This window comes from Aeromonas sp. FL131 (genome assembly GCF_049860615.1).
Classification (GTDB): domain Bacteria; phylum Pseudomonadota; class Gammaproteobacteria; order Enterobacterales; family Aeromonadaceae; genus Aeromonas; species Aeromonas hydrophila.
Window position 1 is genome coordinate 4,990,264 of the sequence record NZ_CP187595.1, and the last position, 13,783, is coordinate 5,004,046.

At 62.0% G+C, this 13,783-nt stretch carries 14 protein-coding genes and 1 other RNA gene; 11 read left to right on the plus strand and 4 right to left on the minus strand.

Features of this window, described 5'->3' with window-relative positions; translation table 11 throughout:
• The first annotated feature begins 47 nt into the window (after positions 1 to 47).
• Positions 48 to 677 (plus strand): stringent starvation protein SspA, encoded by a 630-nt coding sequence (sspA, locus tag ACPW75_RS23225; protein WP_011707594.1) that lies wholly within the window; start codon positions 48 to 50, stop codon positions 675 to 677.
• Entirely contained in the window at positions 674 to 1,099 is a 426-nt protein-coding gene (locus ACPW75_RS23230) for a ClpXP protease specificity-enhancing factor (protein ID WP_017409380.1), read from the plus strand. The genes sspA and ACPW75_RS23230 overlap by 4 nt, the downstream gene beginning before the upstream one ends.
• 52 nt (positions 1,100 to 1,151) lie before the next feature.
• Here the strand turns inward: ACPW75_RS23230 and dolP are convergent, their stop codons facing one another.
• From dolP to ACPW75_RS23250, 4 genes are read right to left on the minus strand one after another with little or no spacing between them, the layout of a single operon-like run.
• Positions 1,152 to 1,730, minus strand: a complete 579-nt coding sequence (gene dolP, locus ACPW75_RS23235; RefSeq protein ID WP_081398578.1) for a division/outer membrane stress-associated lipid-binding lipoprotein — start codon at positions 1,728 to 1,730, stop codon at positions 1,152 to 1,154.
• Positions 1,731 to 1,734: 4 nt separating this feature from the next.
• Complete coding sequence (locus ACPW75_RS23240) at positions 1,735 to 2,325, minus strand: D-sedoheptulose-7-phosphate isomerase (RefSeq protein ID WP_005305871.1); 591 nt, start codon at positions 2,323 to 2,325, stop codon at positions 1,735 to 1,737.
• Positions 2,326 to 2,334: 9 nt separating this feature from the next.
• Positions 2,335 to 2,727 (minus strand): YraN family protein, encoded by a 393-nt coding sequence (locus tag ACPW75_RS23245; protein ID WP_077095250.1) that lies wholly within the window; start codon positions 2,725 to 2,727, stop codon positions 2,335 to 2,337.
• A complete protein-coding gene (locus ACPW75_RS23250; RefSeq protein WP_232105269.1) occupies positions 2,648 to 4,435 on the minus strand; it encodes a penicillin-binding protein activator in 1,788 nt (595 codons plus the stop codon). Before ACPW75_RS23250 ends, ACPW75_RS23245 begins: the two co-directional genes overlap by 80 nt.
• Positions 4,436 to 4,634: 199 nt before the next feature.
• Between ACPW75_RS23250 and rsmI the strand changes: the two genes are divergently transcribed.
• From rsmI to mraY, 9 genes are all read left to right on the plus strand, one after another.
• Positions 4,635 to 5,468 (plus strand): 16S rRNA (cytidine(1402)-2'-O)-methyltransferase, encoded by an 834-nt coding sequence (gene rsmI, locus ACPW75_RS23255; RefSeq protein WP_077095248.1) that lies wholly within the window; start codon positions 4,635 to 4,637, stop codon positions 5,466 to 5,468.
• Between the two features lie 115 nt (positions 5,469 to 5,583).
• An RNA gene (gene rnpB, locus ACPW75_RS23260) (RNase P RNA component class A) lies at positions 5,584 to 5,970 on the plus strand.
• Between the two features lie 450 nt (positions 5,971 to 6,420).
• A complete protein-coding gene (mraZ, locus tag ACPW75_RS23265; protein ID WP_077095247.1) occupies positions 6,421 to 6,879 on the plus strand; it encodes a division/cell wall cluster transcriptional repressor MraZ in 459 nt (152 codons plus the stop codon).
• Entirely contained in the window at positions 6,880 to 7,818 is a 939-nt protein-coding gene (rsmH, locus tag ACPW75_RS23270) for a 16S rRNA (cytosine(1402)-N(4))-methyltransferase RsmH (RefSeq protein WP_077095246.1), read from the plus strand.
• 3 nt (positions 7,819 to 7,821) lie between these two features.
• The gene (gene ftsL, locus ACPW75_RS23275; protein WP_005305726.1) at positions 7,822 to 8,136 is read left to right on the plus strand and encodes a cell division protein FtsL; all 315 of its coding nucleotides are present in this window, start codon (positions 7,822 to 7,824) and stop codon (positions 8,134 to 8,136) included.
• Positions 8,133 to 9,887 (plus strand): peptidoglycan glycosyltransferase FtsI, encoded by a 1,755-nt coding sequence (locus ACPW75_RS23280; protein ID WP_011707586.1) that lies wholly within the window; start codon positions 8,133 to 8,135, stop codon positions 9,885 to 9,887. Before ftsL ends, ACPW75_RS23280 begins: the two co-directional genes overlap by 4 nt.
• The gene (murE, locus tag ACPW75_RS23285) at positions 9,868 to 11,352 is read left to right on the plus strand and encodes a UDP-N-acetylmuramoyl-L-alanyl-D-glutamate--2,6-diaminopimelate ligase (protein ID WP_077095245.1); all 1,485 of its coding nucleotides are present in this window, start codon (positions 9,868 to 9,870) and stop codon (positions 11,350 to 11,352) included. Before ACPW75_RS23280 ends, murE begins: the two co-directional genes overlap by 20 nt.
• Positions 11,349 to 12,704 (plus strand): UDP-N-acetylmuramoyl-tripeptide--D-alanyl-D-alanine ligase, encoded by a 1,356-nt coding sequence (gene murF / locus ACPW75_RS23290; RefSeq protein ID WP_077095244.1) that lies wholly within the window; start codon positions 11,349 to 11,351, stop codon positions 12,702 to 12,704. The genes murE and murF overlap by 4 nt, the downstream gene beginning before the upstream one ends.
• The gene (gene mraY, locus ACPW75_RS23295) at positions 12,698 to 13,780 is read left to right on the plus strand and encodes a phospho-N-acetylmuramoyl-pentapeptide-transferase (protein WP_011707583.1); all 1,083 of its coding nucleotides are present in this window, start codon (positions 12,698 to 12,700) and stop codon (positions 13,778 to 13,780) included. The genes murF and mraY overlap by 7 nt, the downstream gene beginning before the upstream one ends.
• The last annotated feature ends 3 nt before the right edge of the window (positions 13,781 to 13,783 follow it).

Here is a 13,783-nt window from a genome sequence, read left to right on the forward strand (position 1 = left end):
CAAGAGGCTTCATTGCCGTTTCTGCTTTTTAATGACGGGAGGGTTCAATGGCTGTAGCTGCCAATAAGCGTTCGGTAATGACGCTGTTTTCCGGTGCCAACGATATGTTCAGCCATCAGGTGCGCATTGTCCTGGCGGAGAAGGGTGTTAGCGTAGATATCTGCCAGGTTGACCCAAGCAACCTGCCGGATGAGCTGGCCGAGCTGAACCCCTACAACACCGTACCGACCCTGGTCGATCGCGAGCTGGCGTTGTACACCTCACGCATCATCATGGAGTATCTGGACGAGCGCTTCCCGCACCCGCCCCTGATGCCGGTCTACCCTGTGGCCCGCGGCAACAGCCGTCTGATGATGCATCGTATCGAGCTGGACTGGTATTCTCTGGCCGACAAGATCATGGCGGGTACCGACGTGGATGCGGCGCGTGCCGAACTGCGGGACAACCTGCTGGCCATCGCGCCGATCTTCGGTGAAATGCCCTATTTCATGAGCGAAGAGTTTGGTCTGGTCGATTGCTACATGGCCCCGCTGCTGTGGCGTCTGCCGAGCCTCGGCATCGACTTCACCGGTCGTGGCGCCAAAGAGCTGAAGGCCTACATGGTTCGTCTGTTCGAGCGCGAGTCTTTCCAGGCTTCTCTGACTGAAGCCGAGCGCGAGATCCGTGCCGGCGTATGAGCATGGAACCGACAATGACACCCAGTCGCCCGTACCTGCTGCGGGCGTTCTTCGACTGGTTGCTGGACAATGACCTGACCCCGCATCTGGTGGTCAACGTCAACATCCCTCATGTGATGGTGCCGATGCAGTTTGTCCAGGATGGACAGATAGTGTTGAACATCGCCCCCCGTGCGGTAGGGCAGTTCCACATGGACAATGAAGCCATCAGCTTCAGCGCCCGTTTTGGTGGTGTCTCCCAGCAGGTTTACATCCCCATGGCGGCCGTATTGGCCATCCATGCCCGGGAAAACGGCGTGGGGACCCTGTTCCCGCCCGAGCCGGGTTATGACCTCTGGCTGGAGCAAGCCGAAGCGCCGGTGGAACCCGAGCCGGAACCGCCGCGTCCGAGCGGTCGTCCGACCCTGAAGGTCATCAAATAAAAAAACGCAGCCAACTGGCTGCGTTTTTTATGCCGAGCGTCGGTAGTCAGTGCTAGTTCTGGGCAAACTCGAAGGCCTTGATCACGCGCTTCACGCCGCTGACGTGGCGGGCGATCTCGACGGCGTGATCCCCTTCCTGGCGGGTCACAAGGCCAATCAGGAATACCTCGCCATTTTCGGTGACCACCTTGACCTTGGCACTGTCAAAATTCTTGGCGCCCAGCATGTCTGCCCGCACCTTGGAGGTGATCCAGGAGTCGTTGCTGCGAACCCCTATGCTGACCGGCTGGCCGAGGCGCAATTCGTTGTAGACATGGCGTACTCCCTCGATGCGGGCCACTATCTTGCCAGCTTCGAGCTTGTAAGCGTCAGAAGGTGTCTGGCCGACCAGCAGCACGCGGCCGTTGTTGCTGTAGACGCTGATCTTGCTGGCCGTGCTGAGCGGCTTGTTGTCAGCCAGCAGGTTGGCCGCTTTCAGCTCGATAGCCTGATCATCCCACTGGGCGCCCAGGGTGCGGCGATCGCCGGAGGCTTTGGCGGTGCCGGCTGCACCGCCTACCACTACGGCCGCGCAACCTTGCAGCAGCAGGGTGCCGGCCAGCAGGCCGAGCAGGAGCATTTGCTTGTTCATGGTTTCAATCTTCCTGTTGCGGGAAAAGAGTCTGGTCGATGAGATCACACAGGCAGTGCAGGGTCAACAGGTTCACTTCCAGAATGCGGGGTCGACGAGCCGACGGCACCCGGATCTCCACGTCGTTGGGGCCGAGCAGACCGGCGATCTCGCCGCCGTCACCGCCACCCAGCACCACTATGGTCATGTCACGGGAGAGGGCTGCCTCGGCGGCCTTGATCAGGCTGCGGCTGTTGCCGGTGGTGGTGATGACCACCAGGATATCGCCGGGCTGACCGAGCGCCCGGATCTGCTTGGCATACACCTCTTCAAAACCATGGTCGGTGGCGATGGCGCTGATGGTGGCCATGTCAGGGGTCAGCGCCATGCCGGGCAGGGAAGGGCGCTCGGTTTCGTAGCAGTTGACCAATTCCGAGATGAACAGCTGGGCCAGCGCTGCGGAAGGACCGTTGCCGCATGCCATCACCTTGTGGCCATTGAGCAGGCAGATGGTCAGCATCTGGGCTGCGGTATGGATGGCATCCGGCAGCGCCTCGGCGGCGGCTATCTTGGTCTGGATGCTCTCGGTGTAGTTCTCTTTGATGCGGTCAGTCATGGGGTCCTCTTAAAATGCGTTCTGGATCCAGTCTGGCTGGTCGCCCTCGAACGCGATCACATCGAATCGGCAGGCCTGGCTGGCCTCGTTGATGGCATGTTGCTTGAAATAGTGGCGCGCTGCCAGCACGATCTTGTGCTGCTTGCGCCGAGTGACCGAAGCGGCGGCGCCGCCATGGCTGTTCTGGGCGCGGTAGCGGACCTCGACAAACACCAGGGTCTCCCCCTGGCGCATGATTAGATCGATCTCGCCGCCCCGGCAGCGGTAGTTGCGGGTCACGGGTTGCAGGCCGCGGGCCTGCAACCAATGTTCCGCTAGCTGCTCAAAGTGCTGTCCCTTGCTCGGTGCTGACGGGAACAGGTTCTGCCACTGCTGGTGCATCCGTGCCAATAGACCCTTCATGGGGAGCGCCCTCGAGCTGAGGCATGGCACTGTCACTGACCAGCTTGCCATTCTGGTAGGTGGCCCAGTCCAGTACCCGCACTATGTTGCCGCTGGCATCCACGCTCAGCTGGCCGCTCATGCCCGGCTGCTGCATGGCATTGACCTTGCGCATCTGCTGCAGGTTTTCCGCCAGCGCCACGGCATCGTAGCCCAGGGCGAACAGGCGCAGCAGGTCACCCTGGGTTTGCGGCCAGAGCAGGGCGATCTGTTCGCGCTGCTTCTCGTAACCACCCAGCAGCAGCGGCATGTCGGAGATATGCATGCCGTTGAGCTCAGAAGCCACTTCGGTGGTGGCGCTGTCATAGCTGCGAGAGCTGCTGTAGATCGGCAAGCTGCCCATCGGATTGACCGAGATGTCCACATACGGCTTGATCATCCGGGTCTCCAGGCTGTTGGCGACCACATAGACCACGTCGATACTGCGCGGCGCCGTGTCAGCAAGCTGCACCACTTCGCCGGCCCGGGCGGTGGAGCGACCGCTCAGAGCGTTCTTGACCATGCCCTGCACTTCGTTGCGAGCGCCGAAGGTGGCGACGACCGGCTTGTCCTGGCTCACGGTGGCCCAGGCCTGTTCGAACGCCTTGATGCTGCCATAACCGATCCGCCCCTGGGCGGCGATCAGCAGCGGCTTGCGATAGCCCTGACCGTAGAGGTACTGGGCGGCCTGCGCCGCATCGGCGGCGGCGGAAAGGGAGAAGTAGAAGGTGTTGTCATTGACGATCGGCTTGTCCAGCTCGTTGAGTGCCAGCACCGGCACGGTCGGATTGGACTTGAGCAGCTCCTCGACCCGGTCTTTGAGCAGCGGGCCGATGATCATGTTGGCCCCTTCCTGAATCGCCTGTTTGTAGAGCTCGCCCATCGCCTTGGTCTGGGTGTCGTAGAAGTTCAGGGTGAACTGGCCCTGATTCTCCTTGTAAGACATCAGCATGCCATTGCGGATGGCGGCGCCCTGCGGTTCCAGATTGCCGGAGAGCGGCAGGAACACGGCGATCTGCTGCAGGGTGTTGACGTTGCTGGTCGCCAGATCACCCAGACCCGCCGGCATGTCTTTCTGGGCCGGGTGGTTCGGGAAGGCCTGCTTCCAGCCAGCGAGCTGGCGTGCCAGCTGATTGGGCTGGGCGCCGAACTCGTTCACCAGCGCCGCCAGTCGCAGCCAGCCGGTAGTCACGTCGGGAGCCGGCGCCTCTTCCAGAGCCTGCAGGGTGGAGGGGGTCATGCTTTTGAGCAGTGACCAGATTTGCTGGTGATTGGTGGCCAGCTCGTTCTGTGCCAGATAGGGCTCCAGCAGGATCAGCGACTTGGCGGCACCGAACTTGTTGTTGATGTCCAGTTGCAGCACCACCCGCTGGCGATACCAGTCCTTCTGGGTATCGGCATCCAGCGCCACCTCGGGTTTGCCCTCCAGCAGGATCAGCGCCTGGTTGGCGTTGCCCTGGGCGAGCAGCAGGTGAGCCTGCAACAGTTGCAGCTGGGCCTTTTGCTCGGTGCTCTGGCCCTGCTTCTGCAGTTGCTGGAACAGGGCCGCGGCCGGCTTGGCCTGGCCGAGCGCCAGATAGCTGCGCGCCGCCATCACCTGCCAGGTGAAGGCTTCGGCCGGTTTGGCCGGGTCCACCTGTGCCAGATACCACTGGGCATTCTTGGTCAGATCCGAGAAGGCCGACGGCATGCCGGATTGTCCGGCTGATTGATTGGGCTCCGACGCACAGGCGGCAAGCAGTACTGCCGCGAGTAGGATGCCGAAGAGTCGTGATACACTTAGCTGCTTTGTAACCCGGTTCAAGTTCATTCCCCGACCAGTGTTGAAATTCTCCATAGTGTAAACGGGCCAATATGGCGACACAATTGTCGGGACACTCGGAGCTCCCATGAGTGACATCCCAACCCTGTACATAGTCCCCACCCCGATCGGCAATCTGGCTGACATTACCCAGCGTGCATTGGACATTTTACGCAGTGTCGATCTGGTGGCAGCCGAGGATACCCGCCATACCGGCATCCTGCTCAGCCACTATCAAATCTCGGTGCCCACCTTCGCGCTGCACGATCATAACGAGCAGCAGAAGGCGGACGTGCTGATCGGCCGGATAAAAGAGGGCAAGAGCGTGGCCCTGGTCTCCGATGCCGGTACGCCACTCATCAGCGACCCCGGTTATCACCTGGTCACCCGTTGTCGCGAAGCCGGGGTCAAGGTAGTGCCGCTGCCCGGCCCCTGTGCCGCGATCACGGCGCTTTCCGCGGCCGGGCTGCCCACCGACCGGTTTGCCTTCGAAGGTTTTTTGCCTGCCAAGAGCAAGGGCCGTGACGACCGTTTGCAGGCGGTGATCGAAGACGCCCGCTCACTGGTATTCTACGAATCCCCGCGTCGGGTGCAGGACACGGTGGAAGCAATCGCCCGCATTCTCGGCGAACGTCAGGTCGTGGTGTGCCGCGAGCTGACCAAGACCTTCGAGTCGATCCACGGTCTGCCCGCCTCCGAGATGCTGGTCTGGCTGGGTGAGGACGAAAATCGCTGCCGCGGCGAGATCGTGCTGGTGGTCGCGGGTGCCAATAAAACGGAAGAGGAGCTGCCGGCCGAGGCGATCCGTACCCTGGGACTGCTGGTGACCGAACTGCCGCTCAAAAAAGCGGCAGCCCTCACCGCCGAGATCCACGGGGTCAAGAAGAACGCGCTCTACAAGTACGGCCTCGAACATTACTGAGGCGGATAAATGCAGGCCAGAGGCCAGCTTGGGCGTTCTCTCGAGTGTGATTAACTCGGTCAAAACTCAATTGCAGGTTTACCCGAGGTGCCGGACAAGGCTATAATCCGCGACCGGAGTTGGCTGGGCAATCGCTGCTTCGTCGTTGTGTCCCTCGGGACAGACGGGCGGAGGGGAGGAAAGTCCGGGCTTCATAGGGCAGGGTGCCAGGTAACGCCTGGGGGGCGTGAGCCTACGACCAGTGCAACAGAGAGCAAACCGCCGATGGCCCGCAAGGGATCAGGTAAGGGTGAAAGGGTGCGGTAAGAGCGCACCGCGCGACTGGTAACAGTTCGTGGCACGGTAAACTCCACCCGAAGCAAGACCAAATAGGCCCCTATTGGCGCGGCCCGCGTTGGGGGCGGGTAGGTTGCTTGAGCCAGTGAGCGATTGCTGGCCTAGAGGAATGATTGCTACCCGGGGCAACCCGGTACAGAACCCGGCTTACAGGCCGACTCCGACCTATTCCTGAAGAGCCTTGCGATTTATCGCGAGGCTCTTTTTTATTGGCGAGAAAATAGCAGCTTGTGCCGAGAGATATATGTGTTGGCGGATAGTGAGATAGCTGGCTCTATGCATATAGATCAGTTGGTTATGGTTTTTTTCATACTCAATGCCTGAGTTATGTGGGTACCTGTGAATCTGAGCGGATCATACCGCTGCTTATTCGCTCACCCTGCTGAGCTTTTAATTCTTCGCAATTAATCGTATTGCCGTAAACACAAATAACTTGTGGAAAATCAACTCATTTAATCCTCGCTGCTGAAATGCTGCGTCAATATGTTCCCCATGCCCGAGATCCTTGCTTGAAAAGCCCTCAGCACGTCCTTAAACTTCAAGGTGGGGAAAAGTGGATCAAAGTGGTTTTTATCGGGCGATTTGCCCCCTTTAACTCATTTTCAGGGACTGCAATTTGTTGCGTGGTGCGCATGCCATCAGCCTCGACAGCAAGGGGCGAGTGGCGATTCCGACCAAGTACCGTGATTGGCTGCGCGACGAAAGCGAGGGCCAGCTGGTCTGCACCATCGATATTGCCCATCCCTGCCTGCTGCTTTACCCCCTGAACGAATGGGAAGAGATAGAGCGCAAGCTCAAGACGCTCTCCAGCATGAATCCCCTTGAGCGCCGCCTGCAGCGGCTGTTGCTCGGGCATGCGACCGAATGCGAGCTGGACGGCAATGGCCGTTTGCTGCTCAGCCAGCCACTGCGCAGCCATGCAGGGCTGGACAAGAAGATCATGCTGGTGGGCCAGCTCAACAAGTTTGAGCTGTGGGATGAAGCCCGCTGGCAACAACAGGTCAATGACGACATTCAGGGCCTGCCCGAGGACGATTGGGCAAGCTCGCCACGACTACAGGATTTCTCTTTATAAATGACCCAAGCCGCTGAACACATCACAGTGCTGCTGCACGAAGCCGTTGAAGGGCTGGCCATCAAGCCGGACGGCATCTACGTCGACGGTACGTTTGGCCGGGGTGGTCACTCTCGTCTCATTCTCCAGCAGCTTGGCCCCAACGGCCGGCTGATCGCCATCGACCGGGATCCCCAGGCCATTGCAGAAGCGGCCAAGATCCACGATCCCCGCTTCGAAATCGTGCACGGCCCCTTCTCCGGCATTGCCTCCTATCTGGATGAACGCGGCCTGCTGGGCAAGGTAGACGGTTTCCTGCTGGATCTGGGGGTCTCTTCTCCCCAGCTGGACGATGCCGAGCGTGGTTTCAGCTTCATGAAGGACGGTCCGCTCGACATGCGGATGGACCCCACCTCCGGTCAGAGCGCCGCCGAATGGCTGGCTCGCGCCGATGTGGACGACATTGCCTGGGTGCTGAAGACCTTTGGCGAGGAGCGTTTCGCCAAGAAGATCGCTCGTGCCATCGTGCACGATCGGGTGACCGAGCCCTATGTCCGCACCCGTCAACTGGCGGAGATGATTGCCCGCGTCAATCCGAGCAAGGAGAAGGGCAAGCACGCCGCCACCCGCAGCTTCCAGGCCATCCGCATCTACATCAACAGCGAGCTGGACGAGATCGAGACAGCGCTCAACGGTGCCCTGCAGGTGCTGGCACCGGAAGGTCGTCTCTCCGTCATCAGCTTCCACTCGCTGGAAGATCGGCTGGTGAAGCATTTCATTCGCAAGCATGAGAAAGGGCCGGAAGTGCCGCACGGCATTCCGTTGACCGAGGCCCAGCTGGCCGGCGGTCGCAAATTGAAGTCGGTCGGCAAGGCGCTCAAGCCTTCCGAGCACGAGGTCAATGAAAACAGTCGGTCCCGCAGCTCGGTGCTGCGGGTCGCCCAGCGGTTGGCGGAGTAAGCCATGAGCGAGGTGCGCGTTCATCTGGCCAGGGAGATCCTCGGAGATCTCTGGCGGCACAAGCTGCAGGTGGTGCTGGCCATCGCCGTGCTGATCACCGCCTTTGCGGTGATCCTGGTGACCAACATGACCCGTGGTCTGACGGCCAAGCAGAACGACCTGATGGCGGAGGAGGATCGGCTCAACATCGAATGGCGGCACCTGTTGCTGGAGCAGGGCACGCTGGCCGAGCACTCCCGGGTGGCGAGTCTGGCCATGGACAAGTTGCAGATGGCTCGCCCGCTGGTGACCACCGAGAAGGTAATTACACAACCATGAAACGCAAGGCTTCCGCCAAGGCTCAACCCAAGGTCAAAGCTCCGTCACTCTATCCGTGGCGCTTTCGCACGCTGGTGTTCTTCATCGGCATTGCGTTTGCCGGCTTGATCCTGCGACTGGCCTGGATCCAGGTGATCGACCCGGATCGGCTGCGTCAGGAAGGGGACATGCGTTCGCTGCGTACCACCGCCACTCAGGCGGTGCGCGGCATGATCACCGATCGCAACGGCGAGCAGCTGGCGGTGTCGGTGCCTGTGGAAGCCGTCTGGGCCGATCCCAAGACGGTGCACGAATCTGGCGCCATCCATAACGAGCGGGCCTGGCTGGCCCTGTCCGCCGTACTCAAGCTCGACATCAATACTCTCAAGCACCGCATCTCCAACCCGAGCAAGCGCTTCGTCTACCTGCAGCGTCAGGTGACGCCGGCGGTGGCGGAATACATCAAGGGCCTCAAGCTGGGTGGCATCTATCTGCGCCCCGAGGCGCGCCGTTTCTACCCGACCGGCGAGATCAGCGCCCACCTGGTGGGGGTGACCAACATCGACGGTAGCGGCATCGAGGGGATTGAGCGCAGCTACAACGAGTGGCTGACGGCAACCCCTGGCGAGATGCGGGTGCGCAAGGACAGGCAGGGCCGGGTCATCGAGCGGCTTGGTCTGGTCAAAGAGGGCAAGAACGCCAACGACCTGCAACTGAGCATCGACCAACGGGTGCAGGCGCTGGCCTACCGGGCGCTCAAGCGCGCCACCGACGAGAACAAGGCAACCTCCGGCTCCATGGTGATGCTGGACGTCAAGACCGGCGAAGTGCTCGCCATGGTCAACACCCCCTCCTACAACCCCAACAACCGCGGTCAGTACCAGAGTTTCCGGGTGCGCAACCGGGTGGTGACCGATACCTACGAGCCGGGCTCCACCGTCAAGCCGTTGATCCTGCTCAGCGCGCTGCAGGCCGGTGTTACCAGCTGGAAGGACACCATTCCGGGTGGCCCTCTGTTTATCGGGGCCAAGCAGATCCGCGACGTGAGTATCCACAAGGCGACCAACCTGTACGACATCCTGCGCTACTCCTCCAACATCGGCATGTCGCGCATCGCGCTGCGGATGCCGGCGCAGGAGATGATCAACACCCTCAGCATGGTGGGCTTCGGGATGGACACCGGCAGCGGCCTGATGGGTGAGAGCAGCGGCATGCTGCCCCAGCGCCGGCGCTGGTCCGACATCGAACGGGCCACCCTGTCGTTCGGTTATGGCCTGCGGGTCACCCCGCTGCAGTTGGCCTCCGCTTATGCCACTTTGGCCAACAAGGGCAAGCGGGTACCGCTCTCCATCGTCAAGGTGACCGAGCCGCCCAAGGGGGAGCAGGTCATCGACCACAACAATGCTACCGCCATGTTGCAGGCGCTGGAGTACGTGGTCAGCAATGCCATTCCGAAAGCGCAGATCCCCGGTTACCGGGTCGGCGGCAAGAGTGGTACCGCCAAGGTCGCGGTCGCAGGTGGCTACGGCAAGGATTACATGGCCTGGTTCGCCGGTTTCGCCCCGGCCAGCAATCCCCGTTTCGTCATGGTAGTGGTGATCAACGAGCCCAAGGGCGACGCCTACTACGGTGGTGCCGTTGCGACGCCGCCGTTTGCCGAAGCCATGGGCGGGGTACTGCAGCTCTTCAATATTCGTCCCGACGCGGTACCGCCTGCGGTGCCCACCAAACTTGCCCGTACGGAGGCTTCCAATGTTGTCCCGCGCACTTGATCAACTGATGCGCCCCTTTGGCATTACTGCCCCGGCGCTCGCGCTTACCGACATCCAGCTGGACAGTCGGCGGGTCGTGCCCGGTTGTCTCTTCGTGGCGATTCGCGGGCATCAGGTGGATGGCAGACGGTTTATCGAACAGGCGGTGGCTCAGGGAGCGACCGCCGTACTGTTTGAAGAGGATGGTGAATTCGTGGCACCGGCGCTGAGCGTGCCTTGTCTCGGGATCCCGGATCTGCCAGCCAGGCTCTCCGAGCTGGCCGGCTATTTCTACGACCAGCCAGCCAGCAAGCTCGATCTGGTGGGCATCACCGGCACCAACGGCAAGAGCACCACGGCGCTGCTGGTGGCTAACTGGCGCACCCTGCTGGGGGGCAAGGCCGGGGTGATGGGCACCATCGGCAACGGTCTGTTCGGCGATCTGGTGGAAGCGGAAAACACCACCGGCAGCGCGGTGCAGGTACAGGCCAATCTGGCCGCTCTGCAAGCGCAGGGGGCGGATCTGGTAGCGATGGAGGTGTCCAGCCACGGCTTGGTACAGCATCGCGTCGCGGCCCTGCCGTTTGCCGCCGCCGTATTCACCAACCTGAGCCGGGATCATCTGGACTATCACGGCACCATGGAGGCCTACGGCGCCGCCAAGGAAGAGCTGTTGAAACTGGTGGACGAACCCTGCGCCGTGCTCAATGCCGATGACCGGTTGGGCCGCCAATGGCTGGCTGCCTATCCGGCCGCCGTGGCGTTCAGCGTGCACGGCCCGGTGGCCGGTCACCCGGGGCGACAGCTGACGGCGCAGGATCCCCATTTCCACCAGCAAGGTTTTCGCACGCAGATTAACTCCAGCTGGGGGAATGGTGTATTATCCGCCCCCTTGCTCGGGCGCTTCAACGTCAGCAACGTGCTGGCCGCGATGGGCGCCATGCTGGTGCTCGGTTATGACTTCGACGAGTTGCTGGCCAGCGCGCCGCAACTGCAGCCGGTAACCGGCCGCATGGAGTGCTTTGGTGGCGGCAAGGCGCCGCTCGCCGTAGTCGATTACGCCCACACGCCGGATGCGCTGGAGAAGGCCTTGCAGGCCCTGCGGGTGCACTGTGAAGGGCGGCTCTGGTGCCTGGTGGGTTGTGGCGGCGACAGGGATCGCGGCAAGCGTCCCATGATGGCCGCCATGGCCGAGCTGCATGCGGATCGCGTGATCCTGACCGATGACAATCCCCGTACCGAGGAGCCGGCCCGGATCATGGCCGACATGGTGGCGGGTCTTCGCGATCCCGGCGCCGTGCAGATCGAGCACGACAGGACCAAGGCAATCCAGCTGGCACTGAGCCAGGCGAGCAAACAGGACATCATCCTGGTGGCCGGTAAGGGTCACGAGGATTATCAGATCATTGGAACCGACAAGCGGCACTACAGCGACCGGGAAACCGTCGCGGCCGCCTTGCACACATTATTGGAGTCATTCGCATGATGACCCTCAGGCTTGCCGAGCTGGCGCAGGTACTCGATGCCCGTCTGATTGGTGAAGACGGAGCGATCACGGCTGTCAGCACCGACACCCGTACCCTGGGCGCAGGCGCGCTGTTTGTTGCGCTGCGCGGCGAGCGTTTCGATGCCCACGATTTCTGCGAGCAGGCCGTGGCCGCCGGGGCATCGGCCCTGCTGGTCGAGCGTGAACTGCCGTTGGCGATTCCCCAGCTGGTGGTGACCGACAGTCTCAAGGGACTGGGTCGCCTCGGCCGGTTGGTGCGCGAGCGGATCAACCCGAAAGTGCTGGCCATCACCGGCAGCTGCGGCAAGACCACGGTGAAGGAGATGGCGACCGCCATCCTGCGCCAGGAAGGGGAAGTGCTGGCCACCGCCGGCAACTTCAACAACGAAGTGGGGGTACCGCTCACCCTGCTGCGCCTCGAGCCGCAACACCGGTTTGCGGTGATGGAGCTGGGGGCCAACCACCCGGGCGAGATTGCCTGGACGACCTCGCTGGCCAAACCCGATGCTGCCATCATCAACAACGTGGCGGCCGCGCACCTGGAGGGCTTCGGCTCGCTGGAAGGGGTATTCCACGCCAAGAGCGAAATCTTCGAGGGGCTGGGCGAGGGCGGCACCGCCATCGTCAATGCCGACAACGAATTCTGGCCGAAGTGGCAGGCGCGCGGGATCCAGTGCGCCTTCTCCATCGAGGATCAGCGTCAGCCGTTCCATGCCAGCAACGTGGTGATCAACCAGCAGGGCTGTGCCGAGTTCGTCATGGTGACCCCGCAGGGTGAAGTGAGCCTGACCCTGGCCATTCCGGGCCGCCATAACGTGGCGAACGCCCTGGCCGCCGCCGCCGGCACGCTGGCGCTCGGCGCCTCGCTCGCCTCGGTCAAGGCCGGGCTCGAGCAGATGGCACCGGTCAAGGGCCGTTTCTGCGTCCAGCGCTGGGGTGGTCTCACCCTGGTGGACGACACCTACAACGCCAGCGTGGAGTCCGTGCTGGCGGGCATCGATGCCCTGACCGCCATGAGCGGCTACAAGGTGCTGGTGTTCGGTGACATGAAGGAGTTGGGTGAGGAGTCCGCCGAGCAACACGCCCGGGTCGGACGCCACGCCAGCGAGCGCGGCCTCGATGCCGTGCTGACCGTAGGGGAACAGAGTCGCCACACCGCAGATGCCGCGGCTGGCCGACATTTCGATAACAAGGCGTCGTTGTTTGAAGTGCTTGCGCAAATGATAAATACACATCAAGAAATCGCGATCCTGGTCAAGGGTGCCCGCGGCTCCCGCATGGAAGATATCGTCGAGATGGTCAAAGACCGTCAGGAGTCAGCCACATGCTAGTCTGGCTGGCGGAACTGCTCACCCCGCACTTCACCTTCTTCAACGTCTTCTCCTACCTGACGTTTCGCGCCATCCTGTCGATCATCACCGGCCTGGTGGTGGCGCTCTGGATGGGGCCGCGCCTCATCCGTCGCCTGCAGATCCTCAAATTCGGCCAGGTGATCCGCAATGACGGTCCGGAGTCGCACCTGAGCAAGAAAGGCACCCCGACCATGGGCGGCCTGATGATCATCGCTGCCATCTTCATCTCGGTGCTGCTCTGGTGCCGCCTCGACAACCCCTATGTCTGGCTGGTGCTGTTCGTGCTGGGTGCCTATGGCGCCATCGGCTTTGCCGATGACTACCTCAAGGTGGTACGCAAGAACACCGACGGCCTGATCGCCCGCTGGAAGTACTTCTGGCAATCCGCCGTTGCGCTGGGGGTGGCCGTGTTCCTTTACGCCACCGCCACGCACGACGGTCAGACCCAGCTGGTGGTGCCCTTCCTCAAGGATGTGATGCCGCAACTCGGGCTGATGTTCATCGTACTGACCTACTTCGTCATCGTCGGCACCTCCAACGCGGTCAATCTCACGGATGGCCTGGATGGTCTGGCCATCATGCCGACCGTGATGGTGGCGGGGGGCTTCGCCTTCATCGCCTGGGCCACCGGCAACGTCAATTTCGCCAACTACCTGCATATTCCCTATGTACCCTATACCTCCGAGCTGGTGATCGTCTGTACCGCCATCGTCGGGGCGGGTCTGGGTTTCCTCTGGTTCAACACCTATCCGGCCCAGGTGTTCATGGGGGACGTGGGCTCCCTGGCGCTGGGCGGCGCACTCGGCACCATCGCCGTGCTGGTGCGTCAGGAGTTCCTGCTGGTGATCATGGGCGGCGTCTTCGTGATGGAGACCGTCTCGGTGATCCTGCAGGTGGGGTCCTACAAGCTGCGCGGCGTGCGCATCTTCCGCATGGCACCGATCCATCACCACTATGAGAAGAAGGGCTGGCCGGAGCCGCGCGTCATCGTGCGCTTCTGGATCATCACGCTCATGCTGGTGCTGCTCGGCCTCGCCACCCTGAAGGTGAGGTAAGCC

Excerpts from the sequence above, each read along its gene's own strand:
- sspA (WP_011707594.1), top strand. The coding sequence starts at position 48 with ATGGCTGTAGCTGCCAATAAGCGTTCGGTAATGACGCTGTTTTCCGGT.
- ACPW75_RS23230 (WP_017409380.1), top strand. The coding sequence starts at position 674 with ATGAGCATGGAACCGACAATGACACCCAGTCGCCCGTACCTGCTGCGG.
- dolP (WP_081398578.1), bottom strand. The coding sequence starts at position 1,730 with ATGAACAAGCAAATGCTCCTGCTCGGCCTGCTGGCCGGCACCCTGCTG.
- ACPW75_RS23240 (WP_005305871.1), bottom strand. The coding sequence starts at position 2,325 with ATGACTGACCGCATCAAAGAGAACTACACCGAGAGCATCCAGACCAAG.
- ACPW75_RS23245 (WP_077095250.1), bottom strand. The coding sequence starts at position 2,727 with ATGAAGGGTCTATTGGCACGGATGCACCAGCAGTGGCAGAACCTGTTC.
- ACPW75_RS23250 (WP_232105269.1), bottom strand. The coding sequence starts at position 4,435 with ATGCCGTCGGCCTTCTCGGATCTGACCAAGAATGCCCAGTGGTATCTG.
- rsmI (WP_077095248.1), top strand. The coding sequence starts at position 4,635 with ATGAGTGACATCCCAACCCTGTACATAGTCCCCACCCCGATCGGCAAT.
- rsmH (WP_077095246.1), top strand. The coding sequence starts at position 6,880 with ATGACCCAAGCCGCTGAACACATCACAGTGCTGCTGCACGAAGCCGTT.
- ftsL (WP_005305726.1), top strand. The coding sequence starts at position 7,822 with ATGAGCGAGGTGCGCGTTCATCTGGCCAGGGAGATCCTCGGAGATCTC.
- ACPW75_RS23280 (WP_011707586.1), top strand. The coding sequence starts at position 8,133 with ATGAAACGCAAGGCTTCCGCCAAGGCTCAACCCAAGGTCAAAGCTCCG.
- murE (WP_077095245.1), top strand. The coding sequence starts at position 9,868 with ATGTTGTCCCGCGCACTTGATCAACTGATGCGCCCCTTTGGCATTACT.
- murF (WP_077095244.1), top strand. The coding sequence starts at position 11,349 with ATGATGACCCTCAGGCTTGCCGAGCTGGCGCAGGTACTCGATGCCCGT.
- mraY (WP_011707583.1), top strand. The coding sequence starts at position 12,698 with ATGCTAGTCTGGCTGGCGGAACTGCTCACCCCGCACTTCACCTTCTTC.